Consider the following 16,044-nt stretch of genomic DNA (forward strand, 5'->3'; position numbering starts at 1 on the left):
CCCGGCCGCGCTTTTCACCCCCTTTGCCTTCGCGTCTACTTTCTCGCACCTTTTCGCCGACCCGCCGCCTCGGCCGCACCTATGTGATCACCAAGGATCCCGCCTACGAGCAGCAGTACATGCGGATCCTGGCCATTCGCAACGGGGAGCAGAACCGGCCGCAGGGCTACAACCGCATCTACTGGGACTTCGTCGCCGCCAACGGCCAGAACCCGCGCCCCGACAGCCAGGTGCGTCGCGGCCTCATCGATCTGATGAAGGATGCCGGCTTTACCGAGGGCGAGCTGGCCAAGCTCAACGAAGCCAAGAACAACTCGGATGCCCTGGTCAACACCGAGGTGGCCGCCTTCAAGCTGGTGCAGCAGACCGATGGCGATCTGGTCGCCAACCAGCAGAAGGCCATCGCCATGATGCATGACAAGACCTATCACCAGAACAAGGGGCGCATCATGTCCCCCATCGACGACTTTTACGTCATGATGGAAACCCGCACCCAGCAGGCGGTGGATGACGCCACCAGCCAGTCCGCCATGCTGCGCTACCTGTTCATCGCGCTCGGCCTGGTGTTGATGTTCTTCCTCTGGCGCACCTACAAGGCGCAGATCGATCTGGTCGGCACCTCGGTCAGCCAGCTCAGAAGCGATCTCAACCACCTGGCCGAGGGGGACTTCTCCCAGCCCATCAAGGTGCCGGCCGGTGCCAAGGAGAGCCTGATCGGCCTGCTCGCCACCATGCAAAGCACCCTCAAGGGGATCATCGCCCAGGTATCCCACTCCAGCGAAGAGCTCTCAGGCTCGGCCGACAGCATCGCCCAGATAGCGGAGCAGACCGCCCAGTTCGCCACCTCCCAGCAGACCAGTACCCAGACCATGGCGGCCGCCATCGAGGAGCTGGTGGTGAGCATCAGCCACCTCTCGGACAACGCCACCCACGCCGACGAGCTGAGCAAGATCTCCGCCAACACCCTGGAAGAGGGCTCCGGGGTCATCAAGCAGACCCTCGACAGCATCCAGAGCATCTCGGATACCGTCTCCAACGCCGCCAGCAGCATCGCTGATCTCAACAGCCACACCCAGCAGATCTCGGAGATCATCGAGGTGATCCGCGGCATCGCCGATCAGACCAACCTGCTGGCCCTCAACGCCGCCATCGAGGCGGCCCGGGCCGGCGAGCAGGGGCGCGGCTTTGCGGTGGTGGCCGACGAGGTGCGCAACCTCGCCAGCCGCTCGGCCGCCTCCACCCAGCAGATCACCGGCATGATCGGTAAGATCCAGAGCGGGGCGGACGCATCCATCCGCAGCATGGAGAACACGGTCAACAACGTCTCCCGCGGGGTGAGCCTGGCCAGCCAGACCGGCGCGGCCATCGCCAGCATCCAGGATCACGCCTCCAACCTGACCGGCCTGATGGGGGAGATCAGCCACACCCTGCGCGAGCAGTCCACCGCCGCCAACGAGGTGGTCTCCACCGTCGGCAACATCACCTCCCTCTCCGAGCAGTCGGGGGATGCCGCCCGCCACGTCTCGCAGGAGGCGGCCAAGCTCAAGCAGCTGTCACGGCTGCTGCGCCAGGAGATGGCCCACTTCAAGCTGTAGCGCAAAGCGCACAAAGCAAAACGGCTGCCCGAGGGCAGCCGTTTTCATTGGCGCTTTCGCTTAACCGCGCAGGGCGGCGATGCGCTGTTCGATGGGCGGGTGGCTCATGAACAGCTCGCTCATGGAGCGCTTGCCGTTGATGCCGAACGCCATCATGGAGCCTTCCAGCCGCGGCTCGGCACCGCGGGAGAGGCGTTCGAGGGCGGCGATCATCTTGTCGCGGCCAGCCAGTTTGGCAGCGCCGGCGTCGGCGCGGAATTCGCGCTGACGGCTGAACCACATGACGATGATGGAGGCCAGCACGCCGAACACCATCTCCAGCACGAACACGGTGATCATGTAGGCAAAACCGCCGGTGCTGCTGCTCTCTTCCTCGTTGTTGGAGCTGAAGAAGTTGCTGATGACGCCGGCCACGATGCGGGCGAAGAACATTACGAAGGTGTTCACCACCCCCTGGATCAGGGTCAGGGTCACCATGTCGCCGTTGGCCACGTGGCTCACCTCGTGGGCCAGCACGGCTTCCGCCTCGTCACGGCTCATGCTGTAGAGCAGACCGGAGGAGACGGCAACCAGCGAGTCGTCACGGCGGGCGCCGGTGGCGAAGGCGTTCATCTCGGGGGAGTCGTAGATCCCCACTTCCGGCATCTTGATGCCCGCTTCACGGGCCTGACGGGCCACGGTACTGACCAGCCAGTGCTCGGTCTCGTTGCGGGGTTGCTCGATGACCTGGACGCCATAGCTGCGCTTGGCCATCCACTTGGACATCAGCAAGGAGATAAAGGAACCCCCAAAACCGAACACGGCACAGAACACCAACAGACCGGAAATGCTGGACTTGTTGATCCCCAGAACCGAGAACAGGATATTGAGTACCACCCCCAGCACCAGCATGACGGCCAGGTTGGTCACCAGGAATAGCATAATTCGCTTCATATTGACTCCTTGTGAGATATGGATGCGTGGCCCGTCACCAGTTCGCTGCCGGCCGGGCCACACCTGTCACGCATAATAGACAGTTTCTATGAATGTTCGCTGAATGTCGGATTCAGAGCAGGGGCGAAATGTCGAGTCGCCCGCGCAGATCAGCCTCGAGCGGATTGTTTACAAAGGGTATTTCACCCAAAAACGGGGCCGGCAGCAAGCCCCGCAGGGTGTCCAGATTCTCCTGATAGTGGCTCATGGAGCCGTGCAGCCGGTTGATGACCCAGCCCGCCACCGGCAGGTTGTTGTTGCGAATGGCGGCGAAGGTGAGCAGGGCATGGTTGAGACAGCCCAGTTTGGCCCCCACCACCATGATCACCGGCATGTTCTCCTGCTTGACCCAGTCCGACAGCAGGTGCTTGCGATCGAGTGGCAGGAACCAGCCCCCCGCTCCCTCCACCACCACCAGCTCGGCCCCCGCCTGCTCAATCTGGCGCAGCCCGTCCGACAACCCCTTCAGGGTGATGGCGTCGCGCGCTTCGCTGGCGGCGATATGGGGCGCGATGGGCGGCTCGTAGGCGTAGGGATTGACCAGATCGTAGGGCAGCGGCAGGCTCGCCGCCTCCTGCAGCAGCACCGCATCCAGATTGCGCAGCCCCTCCGGGGTGCGGGCACAGCCGGCGGAGACGGGCTTGTAACCGGCGCAGCGGATGCCGTGTGCGGCGAACTCCAGCAGCAGGGTGCGGGCGACCAGTGTCTTGCCCACATCGGTATCGGTGCCGGTGACGAAGAAGGATTTGACCATGATGACTCCTCAATACGGTGCGGGTGCCCAGGCTCGATATGGCGGGGCACCCGCAGCTCAATTCTCTCGGCCTAGATCGCCGGTTAACGGCGGATCAGCTGGCCGAGGCAAACCTGATAACTGGCGGCCAGCAGACCATCCGGCTGACGATGGGCCTCATAGGCCTGGCTCAGACGCAGCAAGCGCTGACGGCTGCCAAGGCCGGTATGACGCTCGTCATTGACCTGGCTGGCGCCGATCCCCTTGAGATCGCGCAGCAAACCGTTGAGCTCGGGGTAGCCGAGCGACCATGTCAGGCTCTCCAGCACAGGGGCGGAAAACCCGCCGGTGGCGATGGCATGCTGCAATTGTGGCAGGCTGAGGAAGCGATTGACATGAGCACACTCGTCAACCGTACGCCAGGCCTCACGCAGTTGCCAGAGCGACTCGGCCAACAGGGTCGAGAACAGCAGCCGGCCACCGGGTTTGAGCACCCGGTGCAGCTCGGCGAAGGCCTGGGCCGGTCGCTCGCACCATTGCAAGGCCAAGCTGGAGAAGACCCAGTCAAACGTCCCGTCGGCAAAGGGCAATTGCTCGGCATCGCCGCACAGCAGGCGGGCGCCGCTGCCGCGAAGGGCCGCCTGGGCCAGCATGCCAGGGGCGAGATCCAGCCCGGTCAGCTCGCTGCAACGCCCGGCCAGAGCCGGCAGAAAGAAGCCGGTACCGCAGCCCAGATCGAGCCCGCGACCTTCCAGCCCCTCATGCATACCCGCCGCACTCATCCGCACCAGCAGCGCCTGCCCCACCTCTTGCTGGAAGCGGGCGTGGGCATCGTAGTGACGGGCGGCGGCGCCAAAACGGCGGGCAAGCTGGGCCTTGTCGACCGCCTGAAAACGCTCATGCAGCATGGGTGCCCCCTCTCTCGTTATCAACCAGGCAGGGGCCGAGGGCATCGAGCAGCCGATCCACGTCCTCAGCGCGGTGAGCGGCGCAGAGGGTGATGCGAAGGCGCGCCGTGCCGACCGGTACCGTGGGCGGGCGGATGGCACTCACCCAGACGCCGCATTCGCGCAGCCGCTCGGCCAGTTGCAGGGCTGCACCGCTCTCCCCCACCAGCAGCGGCTGGATGGGGGTATTGCTGTCACCCAGCCGCCAGCCCAGCGCCTGCGCCCCTTGCCGAAAACGGGTGATGAGTTCACCAAGCTGGCCGCGGGATTCGTCGGCGGCGCGCACCAGTTCGATGCTCTGGCGCACGGCGCAGGCCTGAGCCGCCGGCATATGGGTGCTGTAGACGTAATGGCGGGCGAAGTTCACGAGATACGCCACCAGCTCGCGACTGCCGCCCACAAAGGCGCCGGCTACCCCCAGCGCCTTGCCAAAGGTGCCCATCTGGATGTGCACGCCGGCCGGGTTCACCCCCTGGGCCGCCAGGGTGCCGCGCCCTTGTGGCCCCAGCACGCCGAGGCCGTGGGCATCGTCGATCATCAGCCAGTTGCCGCTTTTGGCGGCCAGGGCTGCGAGCTCGCGCCAGGGGCCCTGATCCCCGTCCATGCTGAACACCCCCTCCGAGACGATCAAGCCTCGACTTGGCTCAAGTTGACGCTCAAGGGCCGCCATGTCGTTGTGACCGAAGCGTTTCATCTTGCAGGGGAGCTGGCTGCCCATCCCCTGCAGGGAGGCGTGGTTGAGCCTGTCCTGCCACAGCAGATGCTCCTTGCCGAGCAGGGCCTTGAGCACAGCCTGATTGGCCGAGAAGCCGCAGTTGAACAGCAGCACCGCCTCCACCCCCAACCAGTCAGCAAGCGTCTCTTCCAGCTGCTGGTGGGCCCGGCTGTAACCGGTCACCAGCGGCGAGGCACCGGCCCCCGCACCATAGCGCTCGATGCCCTCCTGGAAGGCGACCTTGATGGCGGGGTGACCGCCCAGCCCCAGATAGTCGTTGGCGGAAAAGTTGAGGTAATCGCCCCCCCCAACCTTGAGCCGCCCGCCACTCGCGCCGTCGGTAGCGACGCGACTGCGCAGCAGGCTGGCCTGTTCGCGTTCGGCCAGCGCTGCGCTCAACTCAAAGGGACCCGTTACTGCGGGGCCCGTCATGACCGCACGGTTCCTGCACGGGGGCGGGTGGCGTCATAAAACATCTCGGCGGGTTCGCTCTGGCGACTCACCTCGGCCAGCAGCTCCTCTTCTTGAACCTGATCCGGCTTCTGGGCCCGCTGGGCGGGGCGAATGCCAAGCCGCTTGAACAGCTGCATGTCGCTGTTCTCGTCCGGGTTGGGGGTGGTCAGCAACTTGCAGCCGTAGAAGATGGAGTTGGCCCCCGCCATGAAGCACATGGCCTGCATCTGCTCGTTCATCTTCTCCCGCCCGGCGGAGAGACGCACGTGGGAGGCCGGCATCATGATGCGCGCCACGGCGATGGTGCGTATAAACTCGAACGGATCCAGGTTCTCCTGGTTCTCCAGCGGCGTTCCCTTCACCTTGACCAGCATGTTGATGGGCACGCTCTCCGGGTGACGCGGCAAATTGGCGAGCGCCATCAAGAGGCCCGCCCGATCTTTCGCCTGCTCCCCCATGCCGACGATGCCGCCGGAGCAGACCTTCATGCCGGCGCCGCGCACATGCTCCAGGGTATCGAGCCGGTCCTGATAGGTGCGGGTGGTGATGATGTCGCCGTAGAACTCCGGCGAGGTGTCGAGGTTGTGGTTGTAGTAGTCAAGGCCGGCGGCGCCGAGGCGCGCCGCCTGATCGGCGGTGAGCATCCCAAGCGTCATGCAGGTCTCCATACCGAGCCCGCGTACCTCCTCGATCATCCGCAGGATATAGGGCATGTCCTTCTCTTTGGGGTTGCGCCAGGCCGCCCCCATGCAGAAGCGGGACGAGCCGTTGGCCTTGGCTTCGCGGGCCCGCTCCAGCACCTTCTCCACCTCCATCAGCCGCTCGGCCTCAAGGCCGGTGTGATAACGGGCGCTCTGGGGGCAGTACTTGCAATCCTCCGGGCAGGCACCTGTCTTGATGGAGAGCAGGGTGCTCACCTGCACCTCGTTCGGGTCGAAATGGGCGCGGTGCACGATCTGGGCCCGAAACAGCAGATCGTTGAATGGCAGGGCAAACAGGGCCTGAACCTCGGCGAGGGTCCAGTCGTGACGAAGGGCGTGAGCGCCCGCGGTGACAGCATTCATACATGGCTTCCGGTTGTTATTGGTGGGATCCTGCGCCGCCTTGCTTGCAAGACCTCTTTGCAAAAGTTCCTTGCAAGAGAGAAGCGCAAAACCCGCCACCTGGCCCGGGCGAACAGAGATGCGCGCAGGGCCAAGTGGCTGAAATTGTTGGCTAGTGTAGAGAGCGCGCGTAGACTGTCAACACCGACCAGATCAATCAAATTGACAACAGAACAACAAATGACCAACCAAGAATTCGATTTGCACCATGTGTGGCACCCCTATACCTCCCTCACCCACCCCCTGCCCTGCTATGAAGTGGCCAGCGCCAAGGGGGTGACCCTCACCCTCAGCGACGGCCGCCAGCTGGTGGACGGCATGAGCTCCTGGTGGGCCTGCGTGCACGGCTATCAGGTGCCCGAGCTCGATGCGGCCGCCACCACCCAGCTCGGCAAGATGTCCCACGTGATGTTTGGCGGTCTGACCCACGCACCGGCGGTGGAGCTCTGTCGCAAGCTGGTGGCGATCACCCCAAAGGGGCTGGATCGGGTGTTTCTGGCGGATTCAGGCTCGGTGGCGGTAGAGGTGGCGCTCAAGATGGCCCAGCAGTACTGGCACGCCAAGGGGACACCTCGCGCCAAGTTCATTGCCCTGCGCGGTGGCTATCACGGCGACACCTTCGGCGCCATGAGCGTGTGCGACCCGGATGGCGGCATGCACGAACTCTACAAGGGCTTCCTGCCCGAGCACCATTTCGTCGAAGCCCCCAGCTGCCGTTTCCACGCCGAGTGGGACGAGCGTTGCGTGGTGGAGCTGGCCACCCTGATGGCTGATCATCACGAAGAGATCGCCGCCATCGTGCTCGAACCCATAGTGCAGGGCGCCGGCGGCATGCGCTTCTACCACCCCCGCTACCTGCAGTGGGTGCGCGCCCTGTGCGACGAGTTCGGCGTGCTCTTGATTGCCGACGAGATAGCCACCGGCTTTGGCCGCACCGGCCAGCTGTTTGCCTGCGACTGGGCCGGCATCAGCCCCGACATCATGTGTCTGGGCAAGGCGCTCACCGGCGGCTACCTGACGCTCTCGGCCACGCTCACTACCGAGCATGTGGCTCGCACCGTGTGTGATGGGAAGGCCGGCGTCTTCATGCACGGCCCCACCTTTATGGGCAATCCGCTGGCCTGCGCGGTGGCCAACGCCTCCATCGAACTGCTGCTGGCCTCGCCTTGGGCTGAGCGGGTGCGCGCCATCGAGCATCAACTGCGCACCGAACTGGTGGAACTGACCCTGCATCCGGCAGTGGCCGACGTGCGGGTGCTCGGCGCCATCGGGGTGGTGGAGATGAAGGAGCGGGTGGACGTGGCGCGCATCCAGCGCAAGTTCGTGGCGCTCGGGGCCTGGATCCGCCCCTTTGGCAAGCTCATCTACCTGATGCCCCCCTTCGTCATCAGCCCGGCACAGTTGACCGTGCTGACCGGCGCCATCGCCGCCGCCATCCACAGCGGCGAGTTCTGAGCCAACAGCGCAGACCCTGCCGCTCAGGCAGGGTCTTTTGAATCTTTTTCATCAGAATGTGAGCAAGACACCAGACCCGGGCCGCCAGGACGCGTAGACTGCGCGGGTTTTACCCAACAGATGTACCGTTCCCATGCGCCTCTCCATTGCTGCCAAAATCAACTTCTTCCTGCTGTTCATCTTCTCCATGGTGCTGGTGTTTTCCGCGGCCTATCAGGCGGTGCGCGAGCGCGACCTCATCCTGACCCTCATCAAGGAGCAGAGCCGCGAGCAGACCGAAGCCGGCCGCGAGCACGAGCAGTCCAAGGACAGGTTCGACGAGCTGGCACTGGCGGGCAAAGGGAGCCTGGAGGTGGTACACGACGGCATGCACAGCAAGCTGGTGGTGACCCGCCCGCTGCTGGCCAAGAAGGATTTTCGCGGCACCGATTGCACCAGCTGCCACCAGGTGCCGGAGAATACCGTGCTGGGGGCGGTGCGCTTTGATTACTCCCTCGACACCCTGTTTACCCGGGTCGAGCAGAACATTCTCACCTCGGCCCTGAGCCTCACCGTCATCTTCGGGCTGGGGCTGCTGCTCACCCTCTGGGTCATCCGTACCTAGATCGTCCGCCCTCTCAACCAGCTGACCCGCTCCATGGAGGAGGCCACCGATCTGCACGACTTCGGCCACCGGCTGGAAGGGGATGAGGGGGACGAGATTGGCCGGGTGGCGCTCGCCTACAACCAGATGCTCGACAGCGTGGAACGCCAGCTCGGCAAGCGCTCCGCTGGCGAGCAGCCGCGGGCGGGGCAAGCGCCCTCCAGCCGCGACCCCTCCGGGCCGGCAGACTAGCCCAGGTAGTAGAACAGCAGGCTGGCGACGAGGATCAGCAGCAAGATAGCCAGGTGCACCCGCCCCGTGTCCTCCCGCCGCCGGCAGCGCCAACGCTCTGCCAGCAGCACCGCCAGGGTCAGCAGGCAGCATCCCCAGAGCCCGTGCAGCAGCCAGGGGGTGAGCTGGGGATCCCAGCTCTGGCGCACCTTGATCCCGCCATAGACCAGAAAACCGTAGGCCACCTCTGGCCGGGCGAAGTGGTAGAGGGAGAGCAGCACGATAAAGCCGCCCCAGCAGAGGATCACCAGCCCCCGCAACACCCGTGTCAGCCCGTCCGGCCCCCGTCGCCGCTCTTTCACGTCCATCCCCCGTTCCGCTGGCCCGCCAATGAAGCGATTGGCGCCGAAATCCCCCCCAGAGTCCGACATTTTTGCTTGTTTATCAAACCTGCGCGGGTAAGATGAACGGCTTAGTCTGCCATGGTGGGCCATCTGTGCCCGGGCCAGACCCCTAGTGTTGCAAATAGCGCTGCAAGAACAAGCTGGAGACAATATTTCGATGACGCACGCATCCGTAGTAGATGTGCTGGCCGGTAAGTATTCGGTCGGCACCACCCTGACAGTGAAAGGGTGGATCCGGACCCGCCGTGATTCCAAGGCGGGGATCTCATTTTTGGCCGTTTCCGATGGCTCCTGTTTCCATCCGGTACAGGCCGTCGTCCCCAATACCCTGGCCAATTACGAGAATGAAGTGCAGCGTCTGACCACAGCTTGCTCCGTCGAAGTGACCGGCACCGTGGTCGAGTCCCAGGGCAGCGGCCAGGCGTTCGAACTGCAGGCCACCGAGGTCAAGGTGGTGGGCTGGGTCGAAGATCCGGACACCTACCCCATGTCCGCCAAGCGCCACAGCATTGAGTACCTGCGCGAGCAGGGCCACCTGCGTGCCCGCACCAACATCGTCGGCGCCGTGACCCGGGTACGCAACTGCCTCTCCCAGGCCATTCACCGCTTCTTCCACGAACAGGGCTACCTCTGGATCGCGGCCCCGCTCATCACCGCCTCCGACACCGAAGGGGCCGGCGAGATGTTCCGCGTCTCCACCCTGGATCTGGAAAACCTGCCGCGCACCCCGCAAGGCAAGGTGGACTACGACAAGGACTTCTTCGGCAAGGAGACCTTCCTGACCGTATCCGGCCAGCTGAACGTCGAGACCTACGCCTGCGCCCTGTCCAAGGTCTACACCTTCGGGCCGACCTTCCGCGCCGAAAACTCCAACACCAGCCGCCACCTGGCCGAGTTCTGGATGGTGGAGCCGGAAGTGGCCTTCGCCGATCTGGAAGACAACGCCGCGCTGGCCGAAGCCATGCTGAAGTACGTCTTCAACGCCGTGCTGAGCGAGCGCCGCGACGATCTGGAGTTCTTCGCCCAGCACGTGGACAAGGACGCCATCGGCCGTCTGGAGCGCTTCGTTGCCTCCGATTTCGCCCAGATTGACTACACAGACGCCATCGAAGTGCTGAAGAACTGCGGCAAGAGCTTCGAGTTCCCGGTCTCCTGGGGTATCGATCTCTCTTCCGAGCACGAGCGCTACCTGGCCGAAGAGCACTTCAAGTCACCGGTAGTAGTGAAGAACTACCCGAAAGACATCAAGGCCTTCTACATGCGCCTCAACGACGATGGCAAGACAGTTGCCGCCATGGACGTACTGGCCCCGGGCATCGGCGAGATCATCGGCGGCTCCCAGCGTGAAGAGCGTCTCGAGGTGCTGGATGCCCGTCTGGCCGAGATGGGCCTGAACAAGGAAGACTACTGGTGGTACCGCGACCTGCGCCGCTACGGCACTGTGCCGCACTCCGGTTTCGGTCTGGGCTTCGAGCGTCTGGTGGTCTACGTGACCGGCATGGGCAACGTGCGCGACGTGATCCCCTTCCCGCGTACCCCACGCACCGCCGAGTTCTGATTACGGGACTTTGCCGACAAAGCCGACCTCAGGGTCGGCTTTTTGTTGCCCGCCCCCCTGCCACCGGCTTGCCTTGGCCACAATTAATCACTTTTTTTGCAACAAACCACTCCCCTCGCCTTTTTATCCTGCTACCCTGCCCGCCTTCAAGCTCCATACGATGCCACCTGTTACCCATAAAATAACAAAAGGGTTAATACGTGGTTTTTATGGCGTTAAATCAAAAAGCGATGAGTTATTGAAGTACCTCAAATTTTTGCCCCCTTGTGGCAGGCAAAATAACCACTAACCCTTTAGGGCTAAATAAAAAACAGACAATCCCGGTCCATGCGCCCAACACAGCACTTACATGGATTAAATAACGCGAGGTAATGGAATGATCTTGATGGAATTTTTGGTGGTACTCGGCTGCTTGCTGCTGGGTACCCGGTTTGGCGGCATGGGGCTGGGTCTCATCAGCGGCATCGGTCTGTTCCTGCTGACCTTCGTGTTCGGTCTGGTGCCGGGCGAACCGCCGGTGCAGGTGATGCTGACCATACTGGCGGTGATCGGTTGTGCCGCCACCCTGCAGACCGCCGGCGGTCTCAACCTGATGATGCAGGTGGCCGAGCGTCTGCTGCGCCGTCACCCCCAATACATCACCATACTGGCGCCGCTCACCACCTGGACCCTCACCTTCCTGTGCGGTACCGGCCACGTGGTCTACACCATGTTCCCCATCATCGCCGACATCGCGCTGCAGAAGAACATCCGTCCCGAGCGCCCGATGGCAGTGGCCTCCGTCGCCTCCCAGATGGCCATCTGCGCCTCGCCGGTCTCGGTGGCCGTGGTCTCCATGGTCTCCATCCTGGCGGCCGGTCACGGCATCGGTCAGGCCTACGGTCTGCTCGACATCCTGATGATCGCCATCCCCTCCTCCCTGACCGGCGTCATCGTAGCGGCCCTCTGGAGCCTGCGCCGCGGCAAAGATCTGGACAAGGACGAGGAGTTCCAGGCCAAGATCCAGGATCCGGAGCAGCGCGCCTTTATCTATGGCGGCGGTGAAACCCTGCTCAACACCAAGTTCCCGAAAGAGGCCTACTGGTCTACCTGGATCTTCTTCGCCGCCATCGCTGCCGTGGTGCTGCTGGGTGCCAACGAAGGTCTGCGTCCGGTCTTCACCATCAAGGACAAAACCGGCCCGCTCTCCATGAACCTGGTGATCCAGATGATGATGCTGATCGCCGGTGCCATCATACTGATGCGCTGCAAGGTCAAGCCGGGCGAGATCGCCAACGGCGCCGTCTTCAAGGCGGGCATGGTCGCCATCTTCTCCGTGTTCGGGGTCGCCTGGATGAGCGAAACCTTCTTCCAGGCCCACATGCCGCTGCTCAAGGAGACCCTGGCCCACGTGGTACAGGCCCAGCCCTGGACCTACGCCCTGGTGCTGTTCCTCATCTCCAAGCTGGTAAACAGCCAGGCCGCGGCGCTGACCGCCATCGCCCCCATGGGGCTGGCGCTGGGGGTCGAACCCAAGCTGCTGATCGCCTTCCTGCCGGCGAGCTACGGCTACTTCGTGCTGCCGACCTACCCGAGCGATCTGGCCTGTATCGGTTTCGACCGCTCCGGCACCACCCGCATCGGCAAGTTCATCATCAACCACAGCTTCATCATTCCGGGGCTGATCGGGGTGGTGACCTCCTGCTCGCTGGGCTTTATCCTGACCAGCATACTGCTCTGACGGGGTCGCACCGCGCAATCCGTTCCACAGGCCCCCGCTCGGGGGCCTGTGCTTTTCGCTCACCTTCCCGCTTTGCCAACCGCCCGCACTCTGGGTAGCATGACCCCTCTTTTTCTTGCGGAATCTCCCCCATGTCTCGCGTCATCGTGCTCTGGAGCGGCGGCAAGGATGCCATGCAGGCGCTCTGCCATGCCCGTGAAGCGGGTCATCAGGTGGTGGCACTGGCGACCTTTGCCCCCCCTTCGCCCCGCTTTCTCGCCCATCCCCTGTCGCAAGTGCGCCGACAGGCAACGGCCCTCGGGCTGCCCCATCGGCTGGTCACCATAGAGGCGCCGTTCGATCTCGGTTATGAGCGGGCGCTGACCAAGCTCAAGGAGGAGTGGCAACTCGATGGGGTGGTGACCGGCGATATTGACAGCGTGGCCGGCGCACCGAACTGGATCCGCGAGCGTTGCCGCCCGCTTGGCCTCACCGTCCACACCCCGCTCTGGCAGCAACCCCGCGAGGCGCTGCTGGCAGATCTGCTGGCCCGCGGCATCGTCGCCCACCTCTCCTGTGTCGATACCGATGTGCTGACCCCCGAGTGGGTGGGGCGGGTGCTGGACAAGGGAGCCCTCGCCGAGCTGCAGCAGCTGGCGGCCACCCGGGGCTTCGATGCCTGCGGCGAGCAGGGGGAGTATCACACCATGGTGACCGACGGCCCGGGCTTTGTGGCGCCGCTGGTGCTCGGCCACTGGCAGGTCGCCCGTCAGGAACGGCTTGCCTATCTGCTGGAGGGTGAGGAGTAGCACGCAGTTCCGTTCGACCGGTTGGCTCCGGCACAACAGATAAAAAACGGGAGGCGATGGCCTCCCGTTTTGCTTGTCATGCAGCCTATCTGGCCAGCTTGCCCAGCACCCGCTGCAGCAGGCGGATGCGCGGCTCGACGCTCTCCAGCAGCAGGAACTCCGCCTCCGAGTGGAAGCCGCCCCCCATGGGGCCGAAGCCATCGAGCGACGGCACGCCCGCCGCGGCGGTGAAGTTGGCATCGGAGCCGCCACCGGCCTCCAGCCAGTTGAAGGTGATCCCCTCCTCTTTCGCTGCCACCGCAACCAGCGCCATCAACGCCTCGGTGTCGCCGCCCGGGCGCATCGCCGGCTTGAAGCTCTGACGATCCACCTCGACCCGGCAACCGGCGAGGAAGGGGTTGTTGGCCATGAAGGTGAGCCGCTCGTGCACGGCGGCCGCTTCGTCATTGCTCCAGAAGCGCAAGTCGACGATCGCCTCGGCAAAGTCCGGCACCACGTTGACGCCGGTCCCTCCCTGCACCACCCCCACGTTCATGGTGGTGCCGGTGTCGAGGTTGACCTGCTGGTTGATGGCGAGCACCCAATGGGCCAGCTCGGTAATGGCGGAGATCCCCTCGCTCAGCACAGAGCCGGCGTGGGAAGCCTTGCCGTGGAAGGTAATGCGGTACTTGGCATTGCCCTTGCGGGCGCTGATGAGATCCCCGTTCGGGCGGGCCGCCTCGGCCACCAGCACGCAGCCGCTCTGCTTGGCTTTTTCCACCAGCCACGCTTTGGACCAGGGGGAGCCTATCTCCTCGTCACAGTTGCAGCAGACCAGCACCTTGAGCCTGGCCAGCACGGCCGGGTCCATCCCCTTGAGGGCATACCAGGTGGAGAGCAGGCCGCTCTTCATGTCCGACACGCCAGGGCCAAAGGCCTGATTGCCTTCCACTTTCAACGGGCGCTTGGCCGCCGTCCCCACCGGGAAGACGGTGTCCATGTGGCCCACCAGCATCACGTCGTAATGGCTGGCGCCGGGGGCATTGGTTGCCTCGAGGCAGGGGCCGCACTCGGCGGCGAACTGGTGGCGAGTCACCTGCCAGCCGATGGCCTCATATTTCTCGGTCATGATGTCGGCCACCGTCGCCACCCCGGCCGGGGTGCGGGTACCGCAATCGAGGTTGATGAGGGGTGCCAGATCCGCCAGGTAGGCGTCCAGAGAAAAAGCGTTGCGAGAGTCTGTCATTGTCATCTCCTGGGACAGGTGGGCACGCCTCCCGTCCGATAGCCGAGTGAAAGGGGCGTACGACCCGTGTCGTCCGCCACCCGCTTACATAAACAGCAGATAGTTGAGGTGAGCGCCGTCACCAGGGCGCCAGCCATGGGCACACAGGTGCGCTTGACCACCACGAAGGGGGAGACTTTGGCGATGCCCGCGCAGGCGATCAGCACAGCCGCGATGGGGGAGGCGGTGCGGCCTATGCTGGAGGCGAGCTGCATCGGCAACAGCATGGTCACCGCCGGCACCCCGAACTTGACCGCCACCCGCACCAGCGCCTGGGAGGCGCCGATATGGGACATGTAGGTCGCAAAGCCGGCCACCGCCATGATGGTGAGGCCGAGGCCCGCCGCCCGGTAGGAGAAGATCCCCATGAACACCTCGAACAGGTCAAACAGGGCGAAGCCGGTGCTCTTGTCGGCGGGCAGAATGGGGTGCAATCCCAGCCAGTAGGCGACGGTGAAGATGGCCATGCCGGCCAGTGCCAGCACCGCCTGCGGGTTGTAATCCTTGACGATGCCGTAGACCACGGCCAGCAGTACGAGCAAGACGAAGACGAGTTCCAAATATTCACTCCTGATAAAGTTATCGAGGAGCGGAATCTAGTGGTCTGACCGCGCTTTCCCATTGATCCCTGTCAAGAAAGATGGCTTGACCGCACTTCGATAAAATAAAATGCTGCACACTTAACAAAAAACGGTCTTTTAAACTAAAGGCAAACCTTTAGAATCCCTTTGCCACGCGTTCTGGCGAATAACCTCAGGCTTTTTTGCTTTGGATCAACGTCAGGGGCCAGTGAACTGGCCAAGATGCGCAACGACACACAGAGACCGTTTCGCGCCGGAGAGAGTTATGACAGACCGAGCCACCGCAGGCATGACGACCTGCGACTACAAGCTATGGGACATCCTCGTCGAGTCTGCAAAGGAACGCACCACCATTCGTTACTCCAAGCTGGCCAGGCAGGCCGGGCTGGAGAATTGCCAGGATGAGCTGCGCACCCTGTTGCAACGCATCCGTATGTACTGCACCGAGCACCAGTTGCCGATCCTCTCCGCCATCGTGGTGGACGATGTGGGCAAATATACCGGCCTCTCCTCCAGTCTGCCGGACGCCCCCTGGGAGCGGGCCAAGGTGTTTGACTACCAGTGGCCGGTTGCGCCCTGAGTGCTCAGCCCCTCACCATAACGCGCCCACCGGCGCGTTTTGTACTTCTTCGGGCCCCTTCTCCTGAACCGCAGGCAAAAAAAACCCGCCGAAACGGCGGGTACTAAGCAAGCAACGCTCTGGATGACCAGAGTAAAGAGTTCAGGCTGTCGAATCTTGCCACCTCCGGCACCACGCGAAAGAGGTAACAGGACAACATGGGTTTGCATAAATCGCTGATTTACCCAAGCTTCATGCTGACCATCGACGGGAAATGAGACTAAAGTGAAGGCCCTGCTTAAGGAAATGATTTATTAGTATTCCATTATGCACAGAATGAATTTACGAGGCGTCGACCTCAACCTGCTGGTGGTGCTCAAGGC

The 16,044-nt window shown here is 63.4% G+C and carries 13 protein-coding genes and 3 pseudogenes; 7 read left to right on the forward strand and 9 right to left on the reverse strand.

All coding sequences use genetic code 11. The annotated features are described in order from the left end of the window. Positions 1-62: 62 nt before the first annotated feature. Positions 63-1,595, forward strand: a pseudogene (locus CAK78_RS09725) (methyl-accepting chemotaxis protein); the annotation flags it as partial. Between the two features lie 60 nt (positions 1,596-1,655). On the opposite strand, the gene htpX reads toward CAK78_RS09725, so the two are convergent. The 5 genes from htpX to bioB form a co-directional block, all read right to left on the reverse strand. After that, entirely contained in the window at positions 1,656-2,528 is an 873-nt protein-coding gene (htpX, locus tag CAK78_RS09730; RefSeq protein ID WP_094697135.1) for a protease HtpX, read from the reverse strand. A 112-nt stretch (positions 2,529-2,640) separates the two neighbouring features. Continuing rightward, positions 2,641-3,321, reverse strand: a complete 681-nt coding sequence (gene bioD / locus CAK78_RS09735) for a dethiobiotin synthase (protein WP_005299037.1) — start codon at positions 3,319-3,321, stop codon at positions 2,641-2,643. 83 nt (positions 3,322-3,404) lie between these two features. Continuing rightward, positions 3,405-4,208, reverse strand: coding sequence for a malonyl-ACP O-methyltransferase BioC (gene bioC / locus CAK78_RS09740; RefSeq protein WP_094697136.1), 804 nt, complete (start codon positions 4,206-4,208; stop codon positions 3,405-3,407). Beyond that, positions 4,198-5,394 carry an 8-amino-7-oxononanoate synthase gene (gene bioF / locus CAK78_RS09745; RefSeq protein ID WP_094697137.1) on the reverse strand — a complete coding sequence of 399 codons (1,197 nt, stop codon included), beginning with the start codon at positions 5,392-5,394 and terminating at the stop codon, positions 4,198-4,200. The genes bioC and bioF overlap by 11 nt, the downstream gene beginning before the upstream one ends. Then, complete coding sequence (bioB, locus tag CAK78_RS09750) at positions 5,391-6,479, reverse strand: biotin synthase BioB (protein ID WP_094697138.1); 1,089 nt, start codon at positions 6,477-6,479, stop codon at positions 5,391-5,393. Before bioB ends, bioF begins: the two co-directional genes overlap by 4 nt. 219 nt (positions 6,480-6,698) lie before the next feature. Between bioB and bioA the strand changes: the two genes are divergently transcribed. Together bioA and CAK78_RS09760 are read left to right on the forward strand one after the other, a co-directional pair. Then, positions 6,699-7,973 carry an adenosylmethionine--8-amino-7-oxononanoate transaminase gene (bioA, locus tag CAK78_RS09755; protein WP_094697139.1) on the forward strand — a complete coding sequence of 425 codons (1,275 nt, stop codon included), beginning with the start codon at positions 6,699-6,701 and terminating at the stop codon, positions 7,971-7,973. A 133-nt stretch (positions 7,974-8,106) separates the two neighbouring features. Beyond that, a pseudogene (locus tag CAK78_RS09760) lies at positions 8,107-8,808 on the forward strand (HAMP domain-containing protein). Here the strand turns inward: CAK78_RS09760 and CAK78_RS09765 are convergent. Continuing rightward, positions 8,805-9,155 carry a hypothetical protein gene (locus CAK78_RS09765; RefSeq protein WP_010634517.1) on the reverse strand — a complete coding sequence of 117 codons (351 nt, stop codon included), beginning with the start codon at positions 9,153-9,155 and terminating at the stop codon, positions 8,805-8,807. The pseudogene CAK78_RS09760 and the gene CAK78_RS09765 overlap by 4 nt on opposite strands. A 193-nt stretch (positions 9,156-9,348) precedes the next feature. On the opposite strand from CAK78_RS09765, the gene asnS reads away from it, so the two are divergent. The 3 genes from asnS (at position 9,349) to CAK78_RS09780 (ending at position 13,257) form a co-directional block, all read left to right on the forward strand. Further along, positions 9,349-10,749: an asparagine--tRNA ligase gene (gene asnS, locus CAK78_RS09770; protein ID WP_005299016.1), complete on the forward strand. Its 1,401-nt coding sequence runs from the start codon at positions 9,349-9,351 to the stop codon at positions 10,747-10,749. A 376-nt stretch (positions 10,750-11,125) separates the two neighbouring features. Further along, positions 11,126-12,469, forward strand: a complete 1,344-nt coding sequence (locus CAK78_RS09775) for an anaerobic C4-dicarboxylate transporter (protein ID WP_005299013.1) — start codon at positions 11,126-11,128, stop codon at positions 12,467-12,469. Between the two features lie 131 nt (positions 12,470-12,600). Further along, positions 12,601-13,257 (forward strand): hypothetical protein, encoded by a 657-nt coding sequence (locus CAK78_RS09780; RefSeq protein ID WP_094697140.1) that lies wholly within the window; start codon positions 12,601-12,603, stop codon positions 13,255-13,257. 85 nt (positions 13,258-13,342) lie between these two features. Here CAK78_RS09780 and CAK78_RS09785 read toward each other — a convergent pair whose 3' ends face one another. From CAK78_RS09785 to CAK78_RS23450, 3 genes and pseudogenes are all read right to left on the reverse strand, one after another. Continuing rightward, complete coding sequence (locus CAK78_RS09785) at positions 13,343-14,482, reverse strand: M20 family metallopeptidase (RefSeq protein WP_094697141.1); 1,140 nt, start codon at positions 14,480-14,482, stop codon at positions 13,343-13,345. Positions 14,483-14,484: 2 nt separating this feature from the next. After that, positions 14,485-14,787, reverse strand: coding sequence for a hypothetical protein (locus CAK78_RS23445; protein WP_441296585.1), 303 nt, complete (start codon positions 14,785-14,787; stop codon positions 14,485-14,487). Beyond that, positions 14,770-15,081 (reverse strand): annotated as a pseudogene (locus CAK78_RS23450) (C4-dicarboxylate transporter DcuC); the annotation flags it as partial. The gene CAK78_RS23445 and the pseudogene CAK78_RS23450, both read right to left, overlap by 18 nt. 286 nt (positions 15,082-15,367) lie before the next feature. Between CAK78_RS23450 and CAK78_RS09795 the strand changes: the two are divergent. Then, positions 15,368-15,682: a hypothetical protein gene (locus CAK78_RS09795; protein WP_005298999.1), complete on the forward strand. Its 315-nt coding sequence runs from the start codon at positions 15,368-15,370 to the stop codon at positions 15,680-15,682. Positions 15,683-16,044 lie beyond the last annotated feature (362 nt).

It is taken from the genome of Aeromonas sp. A35_P (assembly GCF_002259925.1).
GTDB lineage: Bacteria > Pseudomonadota > Gammaproteobacteria > Enterobacterales > Aeromonadaceae > Aeromonas > Aeromonas dhakensis.